The organism is Rhodococcus sp. IEGM 1379 (assembly GCF_030056815.1).
GTDB lineage: Bacteria > Actinomycetota > Actinomycetes > Mycobacteriales > Mycobacteriaceae > Rhodococcus_F.
In genome coordinates this window covers 57,912-80,661 of sequence record NZ_JASHKR010000011.1, presented here as the reverse complement: position 1 = coordinate 80,661, position 22,750 = coordinate 57,912, and the positions used below count along the sequence as shown (strand labels likewise).

Below are 22,750 nucleotides of genomic sequence, written 5' to 3'. Positions count from 1 at the left end.
AGCCCTCGTTTGGTAACAGGAAGGCACTTTCCATCATGACAACGATCGAGTTGGAAGTCATCGCCGGGATCGACACCCACGCCGACACCCATCATGTCGCCGTGATCGATACCACCGGTCGCAGGCTCGGCGACGCGGGATTCCCGACAACCTTGAAAGGCTGCAAGGCGATCGCCGCGTACATCGCCGCGTTCGGCCTTGTCCGACGGGTCGGAGTTGAAGGCACCCACTCGTACGGCGCTGGGATCACCCAACATCTGAAGGATTCCGGAGTCCGTGTCGTCGAGGTGATCCGTCCGAATCGGCAAGTGCGGCGTATGCAAGGAAAAACAGATCAGGTCGACGCGTACGCAGCCGCATCAGCGGCTTTGGCCAGCGACGATCATCCGGAACCGAAACAACTCGACGGTCTCGTCGAGGCCGCCCGCTACATCCACGCAGCGCGTCGCAGTGCGGTCAAAGCACGAACTGCCACTCGCGTTCAGATCAAGAGTCTGCTGGTCACTGCACCCGAGCAGATTCGGGCCCGGTACCGGAGTGCCGCCGACACGGCATTGTTTCCCGCCTTGGCTCGCACGAGGCCGGCATCGGAAGAGAACATCCTCACCCGCACAATCATGTCGTCGTTGAAATCTCTGGCGCGCCGGTACCAGCACCTCACCGCGGAAATCGACGTACTGGAGGCCGATCTCGAGCAGCTGGTGTTTCAGATCAACCCGGGGCTGGCGCAGACGAAGGGCATTGGAACCGTCACCGCCGCACAACTATTGATCACCGCCGGTGGAAATACCGATCGACTGAAGTCGGAAGCGTTGTTCGCAGCACTCTGCGGGACAAGCCCTATTCCGGCTTCCAGTGGCAAGACCACTCGTCACCGGCGGGGTCGCGGCGGCGACCGGCATGCAAACTCCGCCCTCCATCAAATCGCCCTCACTCGAATGACCTACGACCAACGAACCCGTGACTACATTCAACGTAAGCAGCAGGAAGGCAAGGGAACCAAGGAAATCCTCCGCTGCCTCAAACGCGCGATCGCTCGAGAAGTCTTCGCACTCATCACCAACCCCATCCCCGTTGTCGATCACCGAAAGCTTCGACCGCTCCGCCAAGAACGCGGACTCATCCAAGTCCAGGCGGCCGCAGCCCTGGGCGTCAGCATCGCCAAAATTTCACTCGCGGAAAACGGACGAGTCCACGACGCTACCTTCCTCACCACCTACGAAACATGGCTCCGAAACACCGATTTGACACCATAGGAGCATCAGATTCCTCACTCTCAGGCATTGCGCCACTTGTCGACTCGGATTCGGTGTCGACATCGATACCCATCTGCTCCAACGCCTTGTCGCACAAGAGCGCGAAATGCTCGGTGGTCTCCCAGACGAACTCCGGGTCGCGGCCGAATGACTGCGACGGAATGCGGTGGAGTGAAACCGAAATCTACCTCCCCGTCGAATAGCCCCGTCAAAGCCGAAGTATCAACCGCCCCAAATTTTTCGGACGGTCTCGCACACCCTTCGACAGTGCGAGTTCGGGGTGATTGATGCTTCTCGTCTCCGCCGCTGCCGCGGCGATTCGCAGGTTGTCCCCGCCTGGGGCCTGCGCGTCGCGCTGTGGCGGGCACACCATTTCCATAAGATACTTTGCAACACAACTCGATTGGATTGGTGGACTGCCATGCAAGAGCATGACCCGCTCGGACAGATGAACTTCCCTTTGATTCGATCGCTCTCGCGCATGAGTGGGATGTTCCTGCGGTCAGGCCTGATCGTTCTTGCCCTGTTCATTGTCGCGTCTCTAGCCTTCGGGGAGACCCCCGCCCAAGGTGCAATAGTTGCGTTCATCGTGCTCCTGCTCGGATCCGGCATGGCGCTCTGGGCGCTCGCAAGATCGAAATTCACCGACCTTCGATAGCTTCCTTCTACATAGAGATGTGGCCCCCAACCTCGGCGGGGGCCACACTTTTTGGTTAATCCAAGACATCTAGGTCGTCGCTTGGGCTTCATCCTCGTGAGTGTCCGGTTTCGGCTCGATGGCATCAATGCCTAGTAGCACTGAGGCCCTGACCAGAATTTTGTGTCCGTCCGCCGTTGCCTTGGCCCGCGACAAGGCCGGGAGGGGATGCTCGGGCTCCTTTGGCGCCGGGGGCGCTACCTGCCCCGGCGCCAGCCTTTTAATCAGTTTCTTGTGCAATGCCAGATCAGACCTGTACCTCGGCACTGCACTATTTTCATGCCGTATCTTTTTGTAGTTTGCTCTCGGGTCAAGGAGGAGGCTGGCGCATACTGCCTCACCCTCTGGGGTTGCGACGCCGCTTCGACAAAGGACGACAGAAGGTTGCAGCTCCGCCAACTCCCTCTGCGCGTAGGCGATGATGTCTGGAGCAAACTTGTGTCCTCTGGAGTAGACAATCTGAACTGTCGCCCATTCGTCGGGCACGTCTTTATCTAGGTTGCCTTCGCCATGATTTTTGGAGTGGGTGGTAGTCAGGACGGCTACTGCGCGGCCGTTTTCGATGCCGACCCAGCCAAATTCCCAGTCGTCTTCCCGCATAGCGTCAGGAAAATCGGCTAAATGCACGGATAGGATCTGGCGATTTTTGTCAGTCACGACATGAGGGTGCCACAACAGATCACGGCGGCGAAGCATGGTGGCTGATTTCGGTCAGGTTTGGTGACGTTCTTCGATGCCGCTTTTAACGATGTGGGCTTGAATCGGCGATGTGCAGGCTAATCAGGACCACGACTGCCTTCGGTTAGATACGTCAATCTGTGACGTACCTAACCCCACTTTTGCCATTGGTTCAGTTCAGTTTGCAACGCAGCGAGGACATCGGGCAACTGCAACTTCGTGACGTTTGGCGTCCACGGCCAGGATTCGGGAGCCGCCTCGGCAGTTTCGGCGAAATCCACCAATGTTTCCAGCCCCTCTCGGCTCCAGCGGTCCTCGACCAAGAATTCCCCGCCCACTGCGCGAGCCGGTGCGGGCATCATGTATCCGAGAAGCGCGCGCCGGAACTCGTACTGGTCGTTGATCCATCGCCAGTCGTAATCATCGGGCTGAGTGACCTCGAAGAACGGTCGAAGCAACAGGCGCTCGTAGCGACTCACCGGATAGAGAAACCCCGTACCCTTCCATACCGAGAACTTCTTGACGAGGTTGTCATCGAGGACTCGATAAGGGTCGAGGACCTCCACCGCTGGGGCTTTTGACGTCTCGCGCCATTTCTTCCACTTCGCGGCCGTCGCGATGTGAAGCCAAGTGCCATCATTTTCGGTTGCGATGCCAGCTATTCCGACAGCGCGGAGTGCAAGTAGGGCTGGCAGATGCCTTGCCTCCTCGAGGGCCTGTTGGAATCGAGTGCCTCCGATTTCGTTCGTCCTCAGAGGATCTGCGCGACCCTTCATCAGTTCCTCGATCACCGACCGCCACAGTTGTGCGTGCGTGTTATCGCGATCATGGCGAACTCCCTCGATGAGAAGCTTCAGGACAGGCGAGGCGACCTCGCACAGCTCGCCATACGTTGTCTCAAGTTTGGTCGCGTCAAGCCCCTCGACGTACAGCGGGAATTCACGAATCTGCTTGGCCGCCGAGCGTGCCGCACCTAAGACAAGATCATCAAGTTCTGGGCGTCGCGCGGGATCCGCAACGGACGCAATCAGAATCGCGATCGGATCTGCAACTGACGAAACACTCTCATCGCTCAAGGACACCTGAGTTGGCGCGAATCCAGACATTGCGTCAACGAAAGCCGATGGTTGAGTGGCGTCCTTGAGATCGAATGACCCTGTATCTCGCCAGTCCTCACCCGAATCGTCCACCTCAAGGCCCACGGTCTTGAGCCGAGACACCAAGTCTTTCCGAGACCCGAGCTGGTCTCGAAGACGGATTACGTGGACCCCGGCTGTGTCCGACATCGCGCGCACTCGTCCGACCTCGACGAGAACGACGCGGTCACGGTCACGCTCCATCGCCATTCCTGCCTCAAAAATGACATTGAGGCGCGCCTGGCCAGTTGGTACGAGTTCGTGTTTTTCGTCGTGCGCATACTGAAATTCCGGCTGCGCACATCCGACATCGTCAGGGGTGAATAGAACGATTACGGCCCCAGCCATGTCCATTCCGGCCTTCAGGACTTCCCCGATATACGGCGCGCCTTGGCCGGTGGCTGAGACAGCCTCTTCCCACTCGATTACCTTCAAGTCGAGAGCCTTGAGAAACCCCACGAAGTCGTTCCTCACTGCCGAGTTCCGACCGTGGACAAGGAAAACTTTGCGCGGATCACGAGTCGCGGGGGCGGCCATTACTGTTGTCCCCTCAGGAGTGACGGTCGGTCTGGCGAATACAGGGGGGGACACCGGCGTGTTTGGCTCCTGTTCGCCCGGAGATTGCCACGACAGATAGCCATCTGTATCCAATTCCGCGCCGAGTTTGGTGAGTACTGCACGGAGCCCAGCCAGATTCTGTTGGACTTCAACATCGGTCGACACGAATGTCCGATCGGCTCGCAACTCTTCGACCAACAAGTCGAGCAGATCAGCTGCCTCGTCATCGGTTGCGCTACTCATCGCATTCCGTACTAGCGCCTGCTTATTGGTTCCTTCCGGTGTCACCCCGACTGTCTGGAAAGCGGTGCTGATCGCTTCGTTTGTCGGGCCGCCGCCGTTCTTCCAGAGTCTCGATAGCGGGCCAGCAATCTGTTGACCGATGGTTCGGGGGCTGGGACCTGGTAGGCGCGTAGACATTCGATCGAAGTTCCTATCTGTCCGATTCTGCAAGTCGACCAAGACCACCTTGTTCGAACCAATGGATGAGTTTAGTGTGCGGGAATACCCAGGCTGTCCTGCACTGGCACGCGCGAGCACGCCTTGCGGCCGAGTGGCACGATCCTTTTCAGCTGAGGCGCAACTGTTCGATTAGTTGCTGCGCTCCGGGTCCGATGCGAGAAACCGTTGCCTTCGTTCTGATAGGTGTGAGGACCCCTCGCAGACTTGCAAGTTCTCGCTTGATCACCGAGCGGTTCGGCTCATCATTAGCCACTTCCGCGAGAATTACCCTGCTCGACTCGTCGGCGATCTCGCGGTCGTCCGTGTCGATATCGCGCGTATTCAGGAACTCCAATGCTTCCGTGACAGCACGGGCAACATTCGCGTAACCGTCCGTGACGGTTGCAGGCGTATCGATCTGGTCGACTGATCCGTTGTTCTCCCAGGCCAGCTGCGAATGTCCACCGCTGATGTGGATTACCGGGCCGTGATAATTCGTTGTCTGGGACATCGTCATCGGGTAGGTGCCTTGCGTTGCGGGGCCATGGTGCGCGGGGATATGAGTGGTAACCGGTTCCGGCGCGCGAACTGGCTGAGGCGATGCGGTGGACAATTCAGCCCATGATGGCCAACGCAGGTTGCCGTCGGTATCCAATTCCACACCGAACTTGGTGAGCACGACGCGCAGAACGCCGAGGTTCTGTACGACCTCTTGGTCAGTTGATACGAAGGTCCGCTGTGCTTGCAGTTCCTCGACCAACAACTCGAACAACTTGACCGCCTGGGTATCGGTCGCCGAGTTCATCACCTGCCGCACCATCGTCTGCTTGGAGGCGTCCTCCCATCCAACGCCGACGGTTTGGAAGGCAGTAAGGACCGCTTCTTTCGGCGGTCCTCCACCTGCCTTCCAGAACCGGCACAACGGGCCGGCAATCTGTTGCCCGAACGTGCGGGATGGCGGACCCTGTAGCCGAGTAGACATTCGACGTCAGCCCAGAACCAGCTGCTCGACGAGTTGTCCCACCCCCGTCTCGACACCTGCGGTCGCAGCCGTCATTGCAAGAGGAGAAAGGACACCGCGGATCGCCGCGAGAGCCCTCTTGATCTTTGACCGGTCCGGTTCCTCGTTGACTACCTCAGCGAGGATCTCACGGCCAGACTCGTCAGCGATCTCTCGGTCATCCTCGTTGACGCCATCGGCCGTGTTCACAACTTCCAGCGCCTTGGTGACCGCTCGGGCAAGGTCCTCGTAGCCCTCGGTAACGGTTCCGGAGCTCAGAGTCTGCTTGACCGGCCCCGTGTTGTCCCACGCCAGCTGTGCATGCCCACCACTGACCTGGATCACCGGCCCGTTGTAGGTCGTATTGTTCGACGCTGGAACTGGTGGAACCTGACGCTCGCGCCCCCACACCGCTTCGGTATGACTCATTCCGCTGAATGAAGGGTTGCTGCGGTTGTCGTTGATATTGACCTCCCGGACCAATAGTTGGCGTCGCCCACCCCGTGGGTCGTCGAGTTCTACGACGTCGCCCTCGTAAATAGGTGTGTCGAGATTGAAGAAGCCCGATTTGGGCTGAATCATTCCCCGCGCGGGCGTGCGGATCTCTTGTGCCGTCCCTCCATTGCGGACGATCTGCACGTCATGCTGAGGGAAGGTGCTTCCGAATCCATCCAAGAACGAGCTATCTTGCCTGCGCATTGCTGCGATCTCCCTGCCATGGGTCCATAGAGTCAAAAACATTCTGGCAGATATCAACGACGGTTGAAAACTGATTCTTGAATCCCGCCGAAGTCTCCGAAAACTCCTGGTGAGATTTGACATGACCAATCACATCAAGTTATGGATGTTCTTTCGAGTAGGGACTGTCCGATAATCGGTGTTTGGCCCGACAAACTGAGTGAATGCTCAGCGAGGGAGGTGCCAAGATGACGACACTGGAAGATGTGACGAAGAAGAAGACCGAGTCGCCGTCCGCTGAAGCCGCCGCGGCGGCCGAGTTGGTCCGGTTGGCGAAGGAGCAGGGCCATTCGCTGACCGGGCCGGACGGCCTGCTCAAACAGTTCACCAAAACCGTCCTGGAAACCGCACTGAACGAAGAGATGACCGAGCACCTCGGGCACGACAAGAACCAAGCCCAGCCGGACCGGGACTCGACGAACATCCGCAACGGAACTCGATCGAAAACGGTGCTCACCGAGGCGACCGGTCATGTCCCGATCGAGGTCCCCGCGATCGGGAAGGGACGTTCGAGCCGCAGATCGAGGAAACGCCAACGACGCCTCAACGGTGTCGACGAGATCGTGTTGTATGCAGTGCGGAGCGGTGAGCGCGAAGGGGTTAGCTCAATCCGAGACGCACACATGGCCCGCCCACCGGCTGTGCACTCGCCGGGGGGTGGGCCCTCTGCCGCACGAGGCAGAGAATGTCGGGCGATCACCCGTCATCACTTACACGGCGAAGTCAGCGCTCTTCATCAGTGAAACGAAAAGTAGTCGGCTGCGGGGTTTCGCATTATCGAGACGCGAGTACGAAATTCGCCGACACGGGCGGGACCTTCGGTGAAACGCTCGACTTACGTTGCACACCAGCGGGATACGATTCAACGGTCGCCTAGTCGAAGTGCAGATGCACTCATTAGTTGGCGGCGATGTCGAGCCGCCCGGCGATCCCTCCGATGAGCGCATCGATCGAGGTCAGTAAATCGGCTGGCGACAACGCCAGGTCGAGAGCATGGCAGTAGATGGTGACATCTGCCCCGATGATGCCGATGGCACGTGGCTCGACATCACCTTTCGCATAGATCAGATGCCCTTCCCGCAGGCCGAGGGCAGTGCAGTACGCGGTCAGTTGGTACATGTCGGCGTTCGGTCCGAGCCAGCCGGCGGAGAGCGTCTTGTACTTCGCGTCGATCACCGACACCGGCTTGTCGGCGGCGTCGTACCAGGTCAAGTCCGGCTCGATCGTGACGACGGCGCCGTGGTCGAGATAGCGCGTCGGGCAGGATCCGGGGCGCACTCCCCTGCCACCGCGGCGGGCGATCGCGGCAGCTGTCGTGGTCATCAGGAAGTCCTCGAACACTTTCCACATGTCGAGGACGAAACCTCGCACGACGACGTTCCCGATGCGATGCTCGATGGACCGGTGCGAGGTGATCAGCTCCGCCAGCTGCATCGCCCAGTGGTAGCGATCGTTCAATCTGGTTCGGCCCGGGGACGGTTCGGCGCCGGGAGTCGGCGGTGTGACGTCGACAAGGGTCCGGCGAAGCCTGGCCAATCTCGCCTGCAGTCGCGCCGGCACCACCGCGGAATTGAGCAAGGTGAGGGTGGCCGCGAGCAGAAGCTGGTTCTCTCCGATGTCCTCGTCGTATTCGTCGTAACGGATCTCCACGGGCAGTGCGAGTCCGAATCGTCGGGTGATCTGATCACCCGCGCGGAGTCGCCCGCGTAGGACCGGGCCGGAGTCTTCGACTTCCCGGTATCCGGAGATCAGTCCGCGGGCGGTGGCGTACTCGGCGGCGACGGCGAACGCTTCCGCCAACGCAGACACCAGGTCGGTGTCAGCGTCGGCGAGCGCTGTGTGTTGTGACCACCAGGCGGGGTCGCGGACGAAACCCATCATCCAGATCAGGCGGCTGATCGGCGTTTTCGGCTCCACCCGCACCGTGAACGCATCGACGGTGACCGCACCGATTTTCCGGGTCGTGGCCAGCGCGAACACACCGGGCACAGCCGTAGGTGTGACCGTGACGAGTCCGGTGGCCGCGAGCGCGGCAGCGGTCTCCGGCGACAACCGCGCCTGCGGTCGGCACAACGAGCATCCAGGGCAGCCGTACCCACACGGTGACCGCTCGAAGAGGGTCAGTGTGGTCGGATCATTCACCGGCGGCCAGGGTCTTCTCCAAGGCTGCGAGGCCGTATCTGGCGTTGATGTCGACGGTGCGATCGCCGAAGTGGAATTCCTCGAGCAACGGGACGATCTCGGTGTCCCACACCTGCGCCAGTCCCCCCTCGTTGTGTACGCGCGCATTCATGAAGTAGGACGGGCCGATCTGGAAGTCCGGATCTCCGATGGCCGCATTCAATGCGATGTGCAGGTTCGCGACACGCTCCGGGTAGGTTCGTGCCGCGAGCCAGCGCCGCAGTACCGATTTCGTCGGTTCCTGCGCCGGGTCGAGCGCGACGAACGCAAACCTGCGGCGCATCGCGGTATCCACCAACGCGATCGAGCGGTCAGCGGTGTTCATCGTGCCGACGATCAAGATATTTCGCGGCATCGTGAACGGTTCGGCGTCGTCCGAGGAATACATCAGATCGATTGCCTCGTCACGGTATTCGAGCAGGAAGTACAGCTCCCCGAAGATCTTGGCGAGGTTGCCGCGGTTGATTTCGTCAATGACCAGCACGAACAATTGGTCCGGATGTTTGTGGGCACTGTCGGCGATGCGGCGGAACGGGCCGTGCTTGAGCTTGAAACCGACCTGACCGTCGTCTTGCGCGACGGGGCGGAATCCCTCGAAGAAATCCTCATAGCTGTAGGCCGGGTGGAACTGCACTATCGTGACATTGTCTGCACCGGCGAGATGGCGAGCGAGTCTCTTGGCGATGTAGGTCTTCCCGGTACCGGGAGGACCGTAGAAGATCAACTGTTTCCGGATCCTCAACAACTCGGTGCAATGAACCAGCCAATCAAGATCCACATGCAGGGCGTCCGCCAACTCCTGATCTGGATATGCGATCGAGAATTCCGTTGCCACAGAATCTAATTCGTCCTCATCATCGAACTCGCTGTCAATACCAGTCGGGTCGTCGATGTCTGAGATGATGGATTTCGGTTTGAGCTTCACAGGCGTTGCTGGTCTCCACATCGACTCCCAGGTTTCGCTGTAGTAGTCGACCGGACCACGCTGCTCTGCCTCGAATGCTCTGTTGATCTCCTCCAGATCAACATCCACGTCACCGGATACCGGACGCGGCAAGTAGGTGGCGAATGTGTCTCGGATCAACCTGCGATGCACCGGACTTACGATCGGCAGGAAGAACTTCGGGAATGCCAGGTAGAGCACTGCACCACGTTGCATAGGCTGGTTCGGCGACTTGACGTGCGCCAACGCTGCCCGGAAAGCGAGAGGATCCCTTCCGAGAACGTTCCGCTCTTCAGGTGCAAGCGAATGCAGATGCAGCCCGAAATAAATCAACAACCACAATTGTGAATAGCGATAGGACCCGAAAGCTCGGCCACCATCGAAGGTGCCCACCGAGGTCGCTCGTACGACATCGTCGGGGACGGAGACCGGATCCTGCATCATGCCCAGAACCTGCTGAAGATGCGCAACCTTGGTTGCACTGCGATAGGTCAAGGGCAAGATGTTCAGGAGCAGCAACTCGGCGAACAGCTGGATCGCGCCGTCACTGGCATCCGCAAGCTGAATTACCAATTTTTTGAAGAACTTCTCACCTGACCTCGGATCCGGGCGGTCGATGTAGATTTCTTTCAGCTCGACGAAGTTCGCGAGCGACCACACCGGCTGGCCGGGAGTCAGAACCGAATCACCTCGCAGGTATCCGTCGACGATCAGTCGACGTCCCACCGCTTCGAGTTCATCCAGCCCCGCGCGACCTTTGGTCGTGTACTCGCTCATGACCGCTATCTATACCCGACCGCTCTCCCTCCCTGCGCCACCACATACGAGAAAACTGCTCCGCTACCAGCGATTCCCGAAAACTGGCCCGAACCGTGCATGGAGGTAGTTGCTACTCCTTGTCCGCCAGGCCGCGTCTCGGCCGGTACTACATCACCGGACTAACAAACATCCTCCGTAACCCGGTCACGACGACAGCGCACGCCACTGTCATCTGATCGATGGACGCGAGGTAACAAGCCGTTACCGGTTAGCGATGCTTCCAAACATGTGCGCAAACAATTCCGTTCCGGGACAACTGCTTCGAAAACCCGACCATAAGCGCATTGCCATCCTGGTCGCCGGACTCTGCGGGATCGGACTCATCGCAGGATGCAGTTCTTCGTCAACCGCCATTCCCGAATCACCAGACCAGAGTTATCTCCGCGAAGTCAATAACGCTGAAGTTCCTTTCGACAGCGACGAAGTGGCCGTCAAAGTGGGGACAGGCATGTGCGAACTGATCGAACGAGCAGTCACCAGTGGCCAGAGTATTGCCGATGCGAAGACCATCTTGAAGCAACAATCCGACCGTGCCGGCGTGTACAGCGCCGCCCACAACCTGACGATCATCACCGCTGCTGTGAACTCGTACTGCCCGGAATACGCCCCCACCAAAGTCCAGTCGACCGTACCAACTCCCCGGGCCACCACCGCCACCATGACACCCGAGGACACCCTGAACCGGATGATCAAGCAGTTCGACCAGGAAGGACTCCCCTACGAAAGTCCCCAGTGGCTGCAAGACCGCGCAACCGAAGTGTGTGCCGACTGGGAAAAGATGGGCAGCGCACGCGGATTCGAGTATTCGGTCCTCGGGCAGTCGTTGAACTTTCGCCCGGTCGACTTCGAACGATCCGGTTTGGCGGTCACCTATCTGACCCAATACGGCTGCCCTCAGTGGTTCAAGTACATCCGCTAGACCGACCTGCCGAAGGAAGAACCACATGAACAAGACACTGCCCTGGACCGCGTTCAAGGTGGCTGCCGTCGCTGCTGCAATCGCAATCCTCTTTGGCGTGCTCGCACTACTTATCCCGGTGAGCGTCTCCCACGCAGGGTCCAAAGTCGGCTGCGGGAATGCACTGATCCGCGACCGCGGACCGACTGAGAGTTACTTGATCAATCACAGTTCCAGCAGTTGGGGGAAGATACTCGGCTACGAATCCCGTTCTGTGTCATCGGATTCCTGGCATCCGTCCAGCGCGTGCACCGACGCACTGACCTTGCGTCGTTGGATCGCATGGGTCCCGATCATCGGTGGTGTCGCGGCAGCAACCTTCGCTTTCACACGAAGACCCGCCTCGGGAACCGGACCGCGGTCGCAGGACCCGCATAGCAACACCGACCATCCCACATCGACTCTTGTTGCCGAGCGTTCCGAGGGAACACCACAGACCATCGCGACGCGAGCAATGGGCGCGCCGTCAGCAGGGTGGTACCCGGACCAGGTCGACCGCACACGTCTGAGGTGGTTCGACGGAACGCGTTGGACCGAAGCCACACTTCCCATTCCGAATACCAACGCCGGACCGCCCTCGATACCGTAAACGCGGCGTACCCCCAAAAATTCACGGCGGCAATATTTTTGGTGCAAGTCAGCACGAAAGACAAATACCTACGCCACACCAGACTCGACCACATTGATCGGTCCACTTTCAACTCGGTCGACTCTGTTGTCTGGACGATTCCCCCTCGATTCGCGGCGCCCGAACCATCCCATCTACCTGGCACACGCCAGACCGATCGGATCCCTAACTGCTCCAGAAACTCGACATAGGCATCACCAATCGGCTCCGAAAACACACACCAACCGAAATCGGATTCCCTTCCGGTAGGTACAGAAATGCCGATACTGGAACAACCCTCCGACGACAGCCCTGACCGCGTCCGTCGCATTGCCAGGTGGCGGGTCAGGAGCACCACCCGCCACAGAAGGGACGCAAACACGCCACCTAAACCGGGGCACTCAGTCGGATGTGTACGCCTGAGCGCGAGCGATCCCCACGTCGTAGTCGTCGACGTACTCCCCCGCCCCTGGGGTGTACATGCCGCCGACACGATCGGGGTCGTAAGCCATGAACACCACGTCGGGCCGACCGCCGTTGAACTTGCCGAACTGCTGGTAGTCCCAGCCGTCAGGTGCGTAGTCGTCGTTCCAGGCCAGCCGCGCAACCGGAACGAATCCAGCGTCTGCGTACAGCGTCGGCAGGACCGTGTCGAAGCAGTCCAGACGACGCCCTCCGAGCATCGTGCTTTGTCGGAGCATCGATTGCGCGACATCCGAGTGTGCGCTGTCCTTGTGCGCGAATGCCGAAACGATTTCGTCGTCTTTGAGTGCGACACCGGCCTTGCCGTCGTCGGTGACCAGAAGCCTCATCTGCCGGTATTCGTCCTCGCCGTAGACGTGAACCGAAGCGGCATAGGGATTTTTGCGGGTCAGTTCGAGCATCTGTTCGCGGTAGACGCCGGCGTCGGCGGGCGCCAGCTCGTAGAGCGTGGGAGCAGACAGACCGCGCGCGGTGAAGCCTGCACGTTCGTCAGCAGCGAGTGTGTGGTCGGTGACCGGTTGGATCTGTTGGCCGTTGATCAGAAGCCGAAGGCTTCGGCTTCCTCGATCCCCCAGTCCGGAAAGCGCGCCTCGATCGCCTTGCGCTGGTCCTCCGGCAGTTCCGGACTCCAGCCGTACTTCCTCCAGAACCTCTCGCGGCGTTCCTGCGTCATCGGTGTCTCCTCCATCGCGTATTCCTCTCTCGTAATCATTGTCCATGCCGCTTCGGGTGCGATCATTGTCCATGCCGCTTCGGGTGCGGCGAAGGGCGGCGGCTTGTTCGGCCCGCAGCTTCTGCCCGGCGGCCAGTCTGCGGGTCAGATCGGCGCGACCGTCGTGTTCGGGTTCGGCGTCCATCACTGCGCGGAGGTCGTCTTGTCCGCCGGGTGTGGAGTCGTAGAGCTCGAGGGTGTCGACGTAGGCAGCTTCGGCGGCGACAACACGTCGTTGCAGGCGCGTGTGGCTGGGGTGCTCGTCGAGCTTTGCGCAGGCAACGTCGATGCGGGCGGCAGCCTTGTCGAGGCGCGCGCGAATATGCGGGGTGCAGCGTGGGCCGGGTTTGGGTTTACACATCGGCGGCTCGATCGCCCACCGCGTCAATCAAGGCAGCGAGATTGCGGCCGAGCCGCGCGATGCGTTCAGGGTGCGGTGTGCACGGATCGGTCAGGTAGATGTCGCGGCGTAGCTCGATCATCACCGACGACACACGATCGTCGGTCCCGTAATACCGGATCGGCACGTAAGTACCACCGTAGGGCGCGTTTTCGGAGATCTCACCGAGGGACGTGAAAGCGCCACGGGCGGCGTCGATCAACCACGACGGTGTGTGCCGGGGGTCGGTGCCGATGCACAGCGGCGGCCGCGAGGCTGTTGAGTCCTCGAACGCGGACGGCTTCTCCGGGTACGAGTGCAGGTCGATGACGATCGCTCGCCCGCAAGCGTTCAGTCGGTCGGCGACAGCGTCGGTGACCGTATCGGCGTAGGGACGAAAATAGGCGTCGATCAGTTCCGCCCGAGACGGGTACGGTTGTGCGCGCAGCGGCGCTCCGGAGCAGGTCTGGGTGTAGACCGCGCCGCGACCGAACACCTCAGCCGGGTCGCCGTCGGGGAACCGTTCGGGGTCGACAACCAGGCGGGAGAGACTGTTGATCACGATCGTGGGCCGCAGGCGCACGTGGGCGAGAGCGGCGAGGGCGATCTCGTCGGTGGCGGTGTCGGTGGCCTCGTCCAGCTCGGCGGCAAGTTCCTCGTCGGTGAGCATCAGGTCGGCGCGGATACCCTGCGGGATCAGGCGTGAGGAATGAGGGACGTGGATGATGACCGGCGATCCCTCGTCGCCCGGTATCACGGTGAAGGCGTCCGGCACTGAATTCCCCCTGTTGCTCTCGGAGCGCTCATCCTGCCAGCGGGCACCGACATGTTTTCCGGGACGTGAATTGACCACGCGGGCAGGTGGTTCGGTATCTGCGGAGTACATTCCGTAGTTTCCTTTTCTGGTCAGGCGCAGTCGACGTGCAAGGACAGGTAGATGTGGCCGGTTCCGTGGGGCGGATTCCATTCGGCGGGCGCATCGGCAACGACGTTGATGTCGACCTGATCGGGACTCGACCAGTCGACGGAGTGCAAGGCTTCGAGGAACCGATGACTGGTGTCGATGTCGCCTGCGATCTTCTGCTCGGCGTTCTCGACGGTGAGGACTTGAGAAGAGTTGGATGCCTTGATCTTCCAGCCATGGGGCGCCGAGATGTTCACGGCAAGATTGTCTCCGTTGCCGGTGCAGCGGGCGGTGACGTCCTCGGGTTTCGGGGTCGTGATCTCGGTATCGGAGTGCTTTTCGCCCCAGCCGATGATGATGCTGCCGAGATCGTCGGTCGAGTCGGTGACGACCGTTCCGCTGGTTGACGCGGACACACTGGCGGCCGCGCGACTGTCATCGCTCCCGCATGCGGTCAACGCGACCAAGACCCCGACGGCGACGACGGCCATGGCAACTGTGGTGGTGCGTCGGGTTCGCTTGGCAGAGTGACTCATTGGGTGTCTTCGTTTCTCTCGAAAGAATGTGGTTGCGGTCGTGAGTCAGCTGATGCTGTCGACGAACCAGCGGCCGTCGATGTCCTTGGTGGTGATCGTCTGCGAGAACTGCGCCGGCGTTTGGCCGGGGCGCATTTCGGCGATCACGACGGAGTAGACGCGGTCGGTGATCGGCGTGATGCGCACGCAATGCGTGGTTCCGATGGGGACGGAGTCGATTCCGGCTTTGATCTTGTCCGCGAGCGGCAGAGGTGAATCGGGGGTGGCCAGTGCGCGGACGGCGTCTGCGGAGCGGGTGACGTAGTAGGCGTACTCGAAGGCAGCGATGACGCCTGCTCCGCTCTTCTGATCGCCGTGGTCGGTGCGGCATGCGCTGGGGTCGGCGGCCGGTGCGGCGGCGGTAGCCGGCGGGGTGATGTCCAGGGCCGGCATCGAAGTGGGCGCTGCCCCGTCGTCGACGGCGAGCGTCGGTGCGAAGGTGTCAGATCCGGAGAACACGCGCACCAGGAACCCGCAGAGTAGTGCCACGACCAGCAGTAATGCTGCTGCATATCGCAGTCTGTGGGAGATTCCGTCTCGCTCGTCCTTCGGTCGGCGCGGCGACTTCGGTGTCCTCGGGGTCTTGGGTGAGCTGACGTTTTTCGGCGTGCCGACACGGGTGGGTAGCGGTGCGCCGCCGAGCGTGTCGATCACTGCCGGATGTCGGGTCGTCTTGGTGTTCAGGATCGGCTTCATGTGCGCGCACCCACCTTTCGTCGGTGTCATTGCCATTCGCCAATCGGGGCGGGCAGCGAGTGTGCCGCCCGCCCCGATCGAGCTGTACATGCCCTACGTGCCTATGCCAGTACGCCCGCACCGACCGCTTGGCTGATCAGCGTCGATGCCAGACCCGGCGAAGCGTTCAGCAGGGAGTCCGTGAGGGCGGCGTCGACCTGCTCGATGACCGCCTCGCCACCGGGCTGTACGGCAACGAAACCGCGGACCTGCGCATCGATCGCGGGTGCGGCGGCGACAGTGTCGCGAACGGTGGTGGCTGCGGCCTGCCCGATGGGGCCAGAGTTCTCCCACTCGGTGAGGACGTTCTGCGCCTGTGTCGTCACTGCGGGCTGGTCGACGTCTGGGACCTCGACGTCGACGGGCACCCCGAGTTCGCCTGCGCCGTACGCGGTTGCCGCGACGAAGCCTGCGGCACCGCCGCCGACTGCACCGAAGAGGGCAGCTGGAGCACCGGCCATTGCCGCACCGATACCCGCACCGGCTGCGGTGCCGGCGATGCCGCCGGGCACCCAACCGGCCCCGGGGACCAGCACGTTGCCCAAGCCCATGCCGATGTTTCCGCCGATGGTGCCGCCGATCAGCGCGCCGCCCGCCGCGAACGGCGCGGCGACAGTGACTGCCCCCGCCAGTGCTCCACTGGCAGTACCGGCGATCTGAGCTGCGGATTCACGGCTTGCCTTGCCGAGGGGAACACCGGTCGAATGCCAGAACGTCGCGACCATCGACTCGACAATCGACGTCGTGTTGTTGGTCCTCTCGAGGTCGGCGTCGGAGACCCAATTCGGCTGCGCGATATGGAAAGTGCCGAAGCGGAGCGTGTCGCGCGGGGCGATGATCGGCGCGATGATCTCGACCGGGCCCGGGAGGTGCAGCTGGCTGTAGTCGATCGATGTCGCGTCGTAGTTGGTGGGCGGGGTATAGGTGTTGGTGTTGTAGTCGAAGTTCGCCAGCGGCTGGTACGCAATGTTCTGGTACTCGACGGGCGGTTCGACCCAGTAGGTCGGCTCGGGCTGCCCGGGGACGACAGGGGCCGGCGCGGGAGCTTCAGTGGTAACACCGGACTGGCCGCCGCCCTGTGCGATACCTGCCTGTCCGCCTCCGTCGGTGATCCCGGCCTGCCCTGGTACGGCCATCGCCGACGGCGCGAGGGCGATCCCGGCCGCGACCGCTGCGCAGGCGACAACGGCGACAGTGCCCTGACGTGCAGCGCTGCGGCGGCGGCGCTGACCACTGTGCTGTGCGCGGCGAGCGGCTCGGTTCCCTGAGGTGATGTCGAGTGTGGCCATGGTGGTGGAGCCTTTCAATGAGGACGTTGGAAGTGGAGTCACATATAGAGAGGTCGACCGATTCGGCCCGGTCGACAAGGGAATCAGCGGGAAGTACCTGCAATCAGGGAGATCACTGCTGCGGCAACGACAGTGAGAGATTGCGTGGTCGCGCCGCGGAGTTGGGACGCGGCGATGCGCTCGCCGGAGGCGAACAGTGGCTCGAACGGCATCCGCAGGACCGAAGTCACGCCGAGTTCGAGGAATGCCTCGACTGCTTCGGTTTCGACCATCGGCGCATCTCCCGGCCCGTCGGTGATGACCACGATCGTGCGGGCCAGGACAGCGGATCGTGTTGTGGCGGCGAGGTCGAGGAGCATGCGGTGTGCGGCAGCGGCGGCGTCGCGGCGTAGTGGCACCGGAACGACGAGGACATGTGCGTTCGAGGTTGCCCACTGCCAGCTTCCGGCGAGCCGGTTGTTGCCGGTGTCTGCGATGAGGATCTCGCGGTGCTGGGCGAGGATGGTGGCCAATGATTCGGCGTCGTCGTATCGCAGACCGGCCTCGCCTGACCCGTCGAAGGTGCCGGCCACGATGTCGTCTCCGCCGGGTTGCCGCGCCAGATACCGCGACAACTCCGAGGGACGGATATTTCCCTGTTCTGCGGCCGTGGCGGCGGTAACGAGTTCGAGTACGTTCTGCCCCGCGCGCGGTGGGACGGCGACGCGGTCGGCGAGGCTGCCTCCGACTTCGGCGACATCAGCGCAGACCGTACTTCCGGCTCCGCGATGGTGCGCGATGACGGCGTTCAGTCCGACTGCGAGTGGGGTTTTGCCTACTCCGCCTTTGGGGTTGGCCACGGCCACGATCGAGAAGCCTGGGAGGGGGCCGGTGATCGCGGCGATGGCTGCGCGTTGACGCATTTCGACGGAGTCCGGTTTCGGTGCCAGTCGCAGGTTCAGGACACCGTTGAGTCGGCCCCGTATGCCTGCTCGTGCAGGTTCGCCTGTTCCGGGTGTGATTTCCGGTGCCGCCAGCACCGACGCCGCGGAGCCCGAAGAGGTGGGATGTGGTCGTGCGCCGGGTATGACCGGGCGATCGTTTCGGGGACGAGAATTCGCCACCGAGTGTGCGTGGTTGTCAGCCCGCGCGGGTTGTTCGTCGTCGATCGGCAGGACGCCGATCGGGGCTACCGACATCGTTACCGGTTCCTCGACATCGCCAACCGATATGGCTTCCGCCGCTGTCGGTTCCGGCGCATTCGGCGCCGCCGAGATCGGCCCGGTCGGCAGTGACTGCGACACCTTCCCGTCCGGTGCGACGGTGAGCTGGCGGGAGCGGCCCGCTTCCTGCACAACGACCTCGACAGGTGCACCCGCATCGGCGGAATGCTGGCGGCTGTACTGGGCGATCACCGCGTGAATCGACTGTCCGGCCGTAGCGGACAGTTCTACCGCCTCGTCCCCTGCCCTGCTCACGAGTGCGGTCCGCTCGGAGGTGATCTCGATGGCAAGGGCGGACATCAGGCGCTGGCCGGGCTGAACGCTGTGATGGCGGACAGTTCGGTGTTCATTTCCGCGACGATGTCGCCGGCCTTCTCGAGTGCGGCGAGCGCGTCGTTGCGCGCTTTACCGTCGGGGAGGACTTCGATGATCTGGCGGCGGGTGGCGACGGCGTTGTTGATTTCGTCGAGTCGCGGCCCGGTGAGTTCCTGGTCTTCGCTGAGCTTGGCGAGCCATGGGGGTACGGCGTCTTTGAGGACTTTGCGTAGTTCGGTGATGAGCGGATCGCCGCCGCCTTTGGGTGCGGCGAAGGGTCCGCGCAGGAGGGCGATGTCTTCGGCGGTGGGGGTGATCGACTGGGAGATACGTCGGCTCATGGGGGTGGACCTTTCATGCAGGGGTTCGAGGGTTCGAGGGTTCGAGGGTTCGAGGGTTCGAGGGTTCTGGGAATGAGGGGTGCAGATGTACTCGTCGCTGGGTGTGTCACACCGGTGTGAGGATTTTGTCGGGTTCGGGGAGGATCACCACTTCGTGCGGCCCGTAGGTGATGTGGTTCTTCACCCGTCCGGTGCCGTGGAAGGTGAGTGTGGTTTCGGTGACGTTCCCGGTGTCTTTGTCGCGGATGATGGTGACGGCGAAAACGGTTGCTGCGTATTCGTTGCCGTGGCCGTCGTCGATCAGTACGGTCATGCCTTCGGTGACCGCCGAGGCGGGTATCGCATCGGCGATATCGTCATCTGCGGTGCTGGCGGGGGTGTCGATGTACTGATCGAGCACGGTCGGCTCCGGAGCGTGGCCGCGCTCGCGTGCAGCGGTAGCCATGGAGCGTTCGGATTCGATGAACTGGCGCAGTTCTTTCGAGTAGAACGCGATCTGCGGTTCCTGCTGTGGCCGGAGCCCGTTGATGATCTTCTTCTCCGAGTCCGAGAGCTGGTTCCATTTGTTCGGGTGCGGGTCGACGTTCGGTGTCCACCACATCTGCGCATCGACCGGTATGCCGTCGTTGCCCAATGCCACGCCGCGACCGGGAACGGAGGTGTCGATTTCGCGTCCGACTTGGGAGTCGCCCCACATCATCATCGCGCCGTCCTGCGAGAGGTTGCCGAGCGAAATGCGGGTGCCGAAGTTGTCGCGCGCGTTGCCCGATGCGCCGCCGAACAGGGAGGCGTCGGGACGCTGCACACCGAGCAGCAAGCGGATGCCGGCCGAGCGTGCGAGCACCGCGAGATCGGCCCACGCGCCGAGCGGGTCGAGTTCCTTGAGCAGCTCGCGGGTTTCGTCGTCGCCGGTCTTCGCCAGGCGTTGCCATTTGCCGGAGAGGATGAAGAATTCGTCGAGCACGGTGATCAGGAGTGGGAGCTGTGAGGGCTCGATTTTCTTCACGTGGACGTAGTGGTTGCGGGCCATCATTTCGCTGTGCAGGGCGCGTACGAGCATTGCCGAGCGGACGGCGTCGTAGACGATCGCGGCGCAGCCGGGGTATCCCTCGAGTCCGTCGAGTTCGATCATTTTCGGATCGACGCCCAGGAACGGGATTCCGCGCCGGGAGGCTTCGGTGAGCAGGGTGCGGATGACCGAGGTTTTTCCGCCGCCGGTGGGGCCGACGATCAAGGAATGTGGTTTGTTCGACTTCGTGGAGATGTCCCAGAACATGACCTGATCCGATGCCGCGGTCGCATACGGCAGGTGGCGTAGATTCTCGCCGACGAGTTCGAGTGGATGATCGACGCGGGTGGGTAGCGGTGCGCGCAGGCTCATGACGAGGTAGCCCTGCGACGGGGACCAGTCCGTCGCCCAGGTACGCCCTGATTCGTGCTCGCCGGCAAGGGCGGCGAGTGCTTCGTCGACTTTCTTCTGGAACGCTCGTGCGCCGCTGTTGAGCGAGGGGGTGAACGTGATCTTGAATGCGGTCTCGATGCCGTTGTCGTCGTGCGAATCGACGGTGACGACCGGGTCTTTGAGCGGCCCGTCTTTGAGGGCCTTGTCGAGGGCCTTGTGCCGAGCCGATCGGGTGTCGGGTGCCACTTCCTTGCGGGTGATGACGATCTGATCGCGATGCGCTTCGCGCCTGAGCGTGTAGGTCCATTTCCCTCCGGGTCGGCTCGCGGAAGCACGTACTGCACTGGTCAATTCGTCCATCTCTTTCGGACGGATGATCGCACCGCGGGCAAGTGTGATCCGGGCGCTGCGCAACGTGGTGATGCCGGGCGGGAATCCCACGGCGACTTTGACGGGGAGATGGCGGGTGGCCTGGCGCACCTGCGCATCGAGTCGGACGCGGCGGCGGTGGGAGAGGAACCGCACGATGTCGAGCGAGATCAGGCTGAGAGTGATGATCAGGATCAGCCAGCGGTATCGGTGGATCGATGCTGCGACGGAGGCGATCTGATTCTCGGATGCGTGTCCGGTCAGTTCGACCAACTGCGGGGTGTAGAACGCGAAAGCTGTTGCGATGACAGCGAACGGCGCGAACGCGGTGTACTTGCCGACCGCAGTCTCCTCCGCCTTGCCTGCCTGCCCTTTCGGCGTATCCGAACTGAAGAGGTCGACGAGGAAGTCTTTGAGTGGGTCGTGCTGACTTCTGCCCACCGACTGCTCCTTTCGCTCGAATCAAGTCCCGGGACAGGTTGTGCCGGGGTGCGTTGTGGGAGCACTTTCGCAGGCACGGGGAGAGATTCTCAATCCGCCTGTGGATAACTCTGATAGCTGCTTACTGCGCTGCCCACACGAACACTTCGTACATGCGCTCTCACGCCCGCCGAGTCATGTGTCCGTGGACGTTCGAGCCGACAGCGATTGCAACACTGGAAGACCCGTCGCGGGAAGCGCAATCCGGAGGGCTGCGGGGCACCTGGCAGAAGGTCTGCGAACCACCTTGTTCAACCTCCGAACAGCACCTCGGTTCACTGCCTCGTGGACGACTGGATTCGATCGTGCCGAAGCGTTTTCAGGCTGCCGATTCCAGCTCCTTGTCAGCCCTCTCGGACTACTTGATATGCGCGCTGCGGAGCCTTCATCCGCCGATGTCGAGAACCCTGAGATGACGCACCGGCAGCACGTCAGATGACGGGCGCCGCATACCGCCGCACACGCTTTGACCTGCACTGCGTGAAATAGGTTGGCGTGGAGCAATTTTCATGAATACACTCCCCCCTAGGCCCGAAGGGCCGGGGGGAGTGACCCCGGAGGGGACGGTGGATCCGCCCGTTTTTTCAAACCCCTTTCGGAAGCCGTGAACTTCACCCCGATTCACACCCGCCCCGCAGAGCGTGTGCACGTACCGCGTGCGGTGCATGCTCTGCTCGCATTGCGTGCATATCGTGCAGCGGCGTGCATTCGGTACCTGCACCCTGTGCGGGGAGACGGGAAACTGGTGCACCGGAACCGCTTTGCCGGTAGCCATACGGGCAGGTGGTGCGACCGTCCGAAAGAGGTACCAGTTCAACCCATTCCCCGATCCCCCGGCAAGGGCACCCGAGACGAGTTTTCAGTGTCCATCGATACCTGTTCCGAGGCTGCCTCCGAGCACCCATCGACACGAACGCAGAGACCCTCGGTTCGACCTACTCGAATCACCTCCCACAGACCTGCGTCGAAACACCCTCGACACCGCGCACGAACAACGTCGATGGTCCACTCCCCCGGAACCCGTCACACGAGAGCCGAAAGATGTTCGTACCAGCGATGATCACGAAGATGTCCGAACCCACCTGCCGACCCGTCCACTGAACTGACGACAGTTATCCACAGGCGGATTGAATCCGCGACCCCACTCTTCTACTTTCCCGCACAACCACATTCGTGGGATCTGGTTGTTCAACCTGTTGGAGAGTGCTCATGTTTTCTATCGCCACCACCGTGATCGACGTGTCGATCGCGACGACGCACCCACCTGCTGCCACCGATGTCGTCACCCTCGCGCAGTCGACGGACGTCAACACCGGTGGCCTGCGCGCGTGGATCAAGGACAACGTCGTGTTCACGATCCTGATCGCACTCGCGTGTGTGGTGCTGGTCGGCGGTCTCAAAGGCAATCTCTCGCGGGTCTTCACGGTCGGCGGGTTGGGTCTGTTCGGGCTCGCGTACCTCGGGATCGCGACGTCGGAATCTGCTGCGACCGGGATCGGCAATTGGCTCCTCGGTCTCTTCGGAATCAGCACCTAGACCGTTGATGCGAACC

At 61.7% G+C, this 22,750-nt stretch carries 20 protein-coding genes; 6 read left to right on the top strand and 14 right to left on the bottom strand.

Annotation, left to right across the window (positions count from 1 at the left end; all coding sequences use genetic code 11):
- Nucleotides 1–35 precede the first annotated feature (35 nt).
- Both QM600_RS09225 and QM600_RS09220 read left to right on the top strand, forming a co-directional pair.
- A complete protein-coding gene (locus tag QM600_RS09225) occupies nt 36–1,256 on the top strand; it encodes an IS110 family RNA-guided transposase (RefSeq protein ID WP_283261159.1) in 1,221 nt (406 codons plus the stop codon).
- A gap of 421 nt (nt 1,257–1,677) precedes the next feature.
- Nucleotides 1,678–1,914, top strand: coding sequence for a hypothetical protein (locus QM600_RS09220; protein ID WP_283261158.1), 237 nt, complete (start codon nt 1,678–1,680; stop codon nt 1,912–1,914).
- Between the two features lie 69 nt (nt 1,915–1,983).
- On the opposite strand, the gene QM600_RS09215 is transcribed toward QM600_RS09220, so the two are convergent.
- From QM600_RS09215 to QM600_RS09200, 4 genes are all read right to left on the bottom strand, one after another.
- Nucleotides 1,984–2,610 carry a hypothetical protein gene (locus QM600_RS09215; protein WP_283261157.1) on the bottom strand — a complete coding sequence of 209 codons (627 nt, stop codon included), beginning with the start codon at nt 2,608–2,610 and terminating at the stop codon, nt 1,984–1,986.
- Nucleotides 2,611–2,780: 170 nt separating this feature from the next.
- On the bottom strand, nt 2,781–4,568 hold the full coding sequence (locus tag QM600_RS09210) for a TIR domain-containing protein (protein ID WP_283261156.1): 1,788 nt from the start codon (nt 4,566–4,568) through the stop codon (nt 2,781–2,783).
- A 325-nt stretch (nt 4,569–4,893) separates the two neighbouring features.
- Entirely contained in the window at nt 4,894–5,748 is an 855-nt protein-coding gene (locus QM600_RS09205; protein ID WP_283261155.1) for a hypothetical protein, read from the bottom strand.
- Between the two features lie 6 nt (nt 5,749–5,754).
- Nucleotides 5,755–6,465 carry a hypothetical protein gene (locus tag QM600_RS09200; protein WP_283261154.1) on the bottom strand — a complete coding sequence of 237 codons (711 nt, stop codon included), beginning with the start codon at nt 6,463–6,465 and terminating at the stop codon, nt 5,755–5,757.
- A 227-nt stretch (nt 6,466–6,692) separates the two neighbouring features.
- On the opposite strand from QM600_RS09200, the gene QM600_RS09195 reads away from it, so the two are divergent.
- The gene (locus tag QM600_RS09195) at nt 6,693–7,247 is read left to right on the top strand and encodes a transposase (RefSeq protein WP_283261153.1); all 555 of its coding nucleotides are present in this window, start codon (nt 6,693–6,695) and stop codon (nt 7,245–7,247) included.
- 154 nt (nt 7,248–7,401) lie between these two features.
- On the opposite strand, the gene QM600_RS09190 is transcribed toward QM600_RS09195, so the two are convergent.
- Together QM600_RS09190 and QM600_RS09185 are read right to left on the bottom strand one after the other, a co-directional pair.
- A complete protein-coding gene (locus tag QM600_RS09190; RefSeq protein WP_283261152.1) occupies nt 7,402–8,646 on the bottom strand; it encodes an McrC family protein in 1,245 nt (414 codons plus the stop codon).
- Nucleotides 8,639–10,405 (bottom strand): McrB family protein, encoded by a 1,767-nt coding sequence (locus tag QM600_RS09185; protein WP_283261151.1) that lies wholly within the window; start codon nt 10,403–10,405, stop codon nt 8,639–8,641. The genes QM600_RS09190 and QM600_RS09185 overlap by 8 nt, the downstream gene beginning before the upstream one ends.
- 268 nt (nt 10,406–10,673) lie before the next feature.
- Between QM600_RS09185 and QM600_RS09180 the strand changes: the two genes are divergently transcribed.
- Nucleotides 10,674–11,366: a DUF732 domain-containing protein gene (locus QM600_RS09180; protein ID WP_243622772.1), complete on the top strand. Its 693-nt coding sequence runs from the start codon at nt 10,674–10,676 to the stop codon at nt 11,364–11,366.
- A gap of 25 nt (nt 11,367–11,391) precedes the next feature.
- Nucleotides 11,392–11,994, top strand: coding sequence for a DUF2510 domain-containing protein (locus tag QM600_RS09175; protein ID WP_283261150.1), 603 nt, complete (start codon nt 11,392–11,394; stop codon nt 11,992–11,994).
- A 419-nt stretch (nt 11,995–12,413) separates the two neighbouring features.
- Here the strand turns inward: QM600_RS09175 and QM600_RS09170 are convergent, their stop codons facing one another.
- The 8 genes from QM600_RS09170 to QM600_RS09135 form a co-directional block, all read right to left on the bottom strand.
- Nucleotides 12,414–13,568, bottom strand: a complete 1,155-nt coding sequence (locus QM600_RS09170; RefSeq protein ID WP_283261149.1) for a hypothetical protein — start codon at nt 13,566–13,568, stop codon at nt 12,414–12,416.
- Complete coding sequence (locus QM600_RS09165) at nt 13,561–14,472, bottom strand: N-formylglutamate amidohydrolase (protein WP_283261148.1); 912 nt, start codon at nt 14,470–14,472, stop codon at nt 13,561–13,563. The genes QM600_RS09170 and QM600_RS09165 overlap by 8 nt, the downstream gene beginning before the upstream one ends.
- 20 nt (nt 14,473–14,492) lie before the next feature.
- Nucleotides 14,493–15,026, bottom strand: a complete 534-nt coding sequence (locus QM600_RS09160; protein ID WP_283261147.1) for a hypothetical protein — start codon at nt 15,024–15,026, stop codon at nt 14,493–14,495.
- 45 nt (nt 15,027–15,071) lie between these two features.
- Entirely contained in the window at nt 15,072–15,761 is a 690-nt protein-coding gene (locus QM600_RS09155) for a DUF8176 domain-containing protein (protein ID WP_283261146.1), read from the bottom strand.
- Between the two features lie 101 nt (nt 15,762–15,862).
- A complete protein-coding gene (locus QM600_RS09150; RefSeq protein WP_283261145.1) occupies nt 15,863–17,089 on the bottom strand; it encodes an insoluble domain protein in 1,227 nt (408 codons plus the stop codon).
- 83 nt (nt 17,090–17,172) lie between these two features.
- The gene (locus QM600_RS09145; RefSeq protein WP_283261144.1) at nt 17,173–18,546 is read right to left on the bottom strand and encodes a CpaE/TadZ family protein; all 1,374 of its coding nucleotides are present in this window, start codon (nt 18,544–18,546) and stop codon (nt 17,173–17,175) included.
- A gap of 44 nt (nt 18,547–18,590) precedes the next feature.
- Entirely contained in the window at nt 18,591–18,947 is a 357-nt protein-coding gene (locus QM600_RS09140; protein WP_283261143.1) for a hypothetical protein, read from the bottom strand.
- Nucleotides 18,948–19,053: 106 nt separating this feature from the next.
- Complete coding sequence (locus QM600_RS09135) at nt 19,054–21,159, bottom strand: FtsK/SpoIIIE domain-containing protein (RefSeq protein ID WP_283261142.1); 2,106 nt, start codon at nt 21,157–21,159, stop codon at nt 19,054–19,056.
- Between the two features lie 1,248 nt (nt 21,160–22,407).
- On the opposite strand from QM600_RS09135, the gene QM600_RS09130 reads away from it, so the two are divergent.
- Complete coding sequence (locus QM600_RS09130) at nt 22,408–22,734, top strand: hypothetical protein (RefSeq protein ID WP_283261141.1); 327 nt, start codon at nt 22,408–22,410, stop codon at nt 22,732–22,734.
- Nucleotides 22,735–22,750: the final 16 nt, after the last annotated feature.

What these genes read in the sequence shown, in the direction of transcription:
- QM600_RS09225 (WP_283261159.1), top strand. Translation starts at nt 36, where the DNA reads ATGACAACGATCGAGTTGGAAGTCATCGCCGGGATCGACACCCACGCC.
- QM600_RS09220 (WP_283261158.1), top strand. Translation starts at nt 1,678, where the DNA reads ATGCAAGAGCATGACCCGCTCGGACAGATGAACTTCCCTTTGATTCGA.
- QM600_RS09210 (WP_283261156.1), bottom strand. Translation starts at nt 4,568, where the DNA reads ATGAGTAGCGCAACCGATGACGAGGCAGCTGATCTGCTCGACTTGTTG.
- QM600_RS09205 (WP_283261155.1), bottom strand. Translation starts at nt 5,748, where the DNA reads ATGTCTACTCGGCTACAGGGTCCGCCATCCCGCACGTTCGGGCAACAG.
- QM600_RS09200 (WP_283261154.1), bottom strand. Translation starts at nt 6,465, where the DNA reads ATGCGCAGGCAAGATAGCTCGTTCTTGGATGGATTCGGAAGCACCTTC.
- QM600_RS09195 (WP_283261153.1), top strand. Translation starts at nt 6,693, where the DNA reads ATGACGACACTGGAAGATGTGACGAAGAAGAAGACCGAGTCGCCGTCC.
- QM600_RS09185 (WP_283261151.1), bottom strand. Translation starts at nt 10,405, where the DNA reads ATGAGCGAGTACACGACCAAAGGTCGCGCGGGGCTGGATGAACTCGAA.
- QM600_RS09180 (WP_243622772.1), top strand. Translation starts at nt 10,674, where the DNA reads ATGTGCGCAAACAATTCCGTTCCGGGACAACTGCTTCGAAAACCCGAC.
- QM600_RS09175 (WP_283261150.1), top strand. Translation starts at nt 11,392, where the DNA reads ATGAACAAGACACTGCCCTGGACCGCGTTCAAGGTGGCTGCCGTCGCT.
- QM600_RS09170 (WP_283261149.1), bottom strand. Translation starts at nt 13,568, where the DNA reads ATGTGTAAACCCAAACCCGGCCCACGCTGCACCCCGCATATTCGCGCG.
- QM600_RS09165 (WP_283261148.1), bottom strand. Translation starts at nt 14,472, where the DNA reads ATGTACTCCGCAGATACCGAACCACCTGCCCGCGTGGTCAATTCACGT.
- QM600_RS09160 (WP_283261147.1), bottom strand. Translation starts at nt 15,026, where the DNA reads ATGAGTCACTCTGCCAAGCGAACCCGACGCACCACCACAGTTGCCATG.
- QM600_RS09155 (WP_283261146.1), bottom strand. Translation starts at nt 15,761, where the DNA reads ATGAAGCCGATCCTGAACACCAAGACGACCCGACATCCGGCAGTGATC.
- QM600_RS09150 (WP_283261145.1), bottom strand. Translation starts at nt 17,089, where the DNA reads ATGGCCACACTCGACATCACCTCAGGGAACCGAGCCGCTCGCCGCGCA.
- QM600_RS09140 (WP_283261143.1), bottom strand. Translation starts at nt 18,947, where the DNA reads ATGAGCCGACGTATCTCCCAGTCGATCACCCCCACCGCCGAAGACATC.
- QM600_RS09130 (WP_283261141.1), top strand. Translation starts at nt 22,408, where the DNA reads ATGTTTTCTATCGCCACCACCGTGATCGACGTGTCGATCGCGACGACG.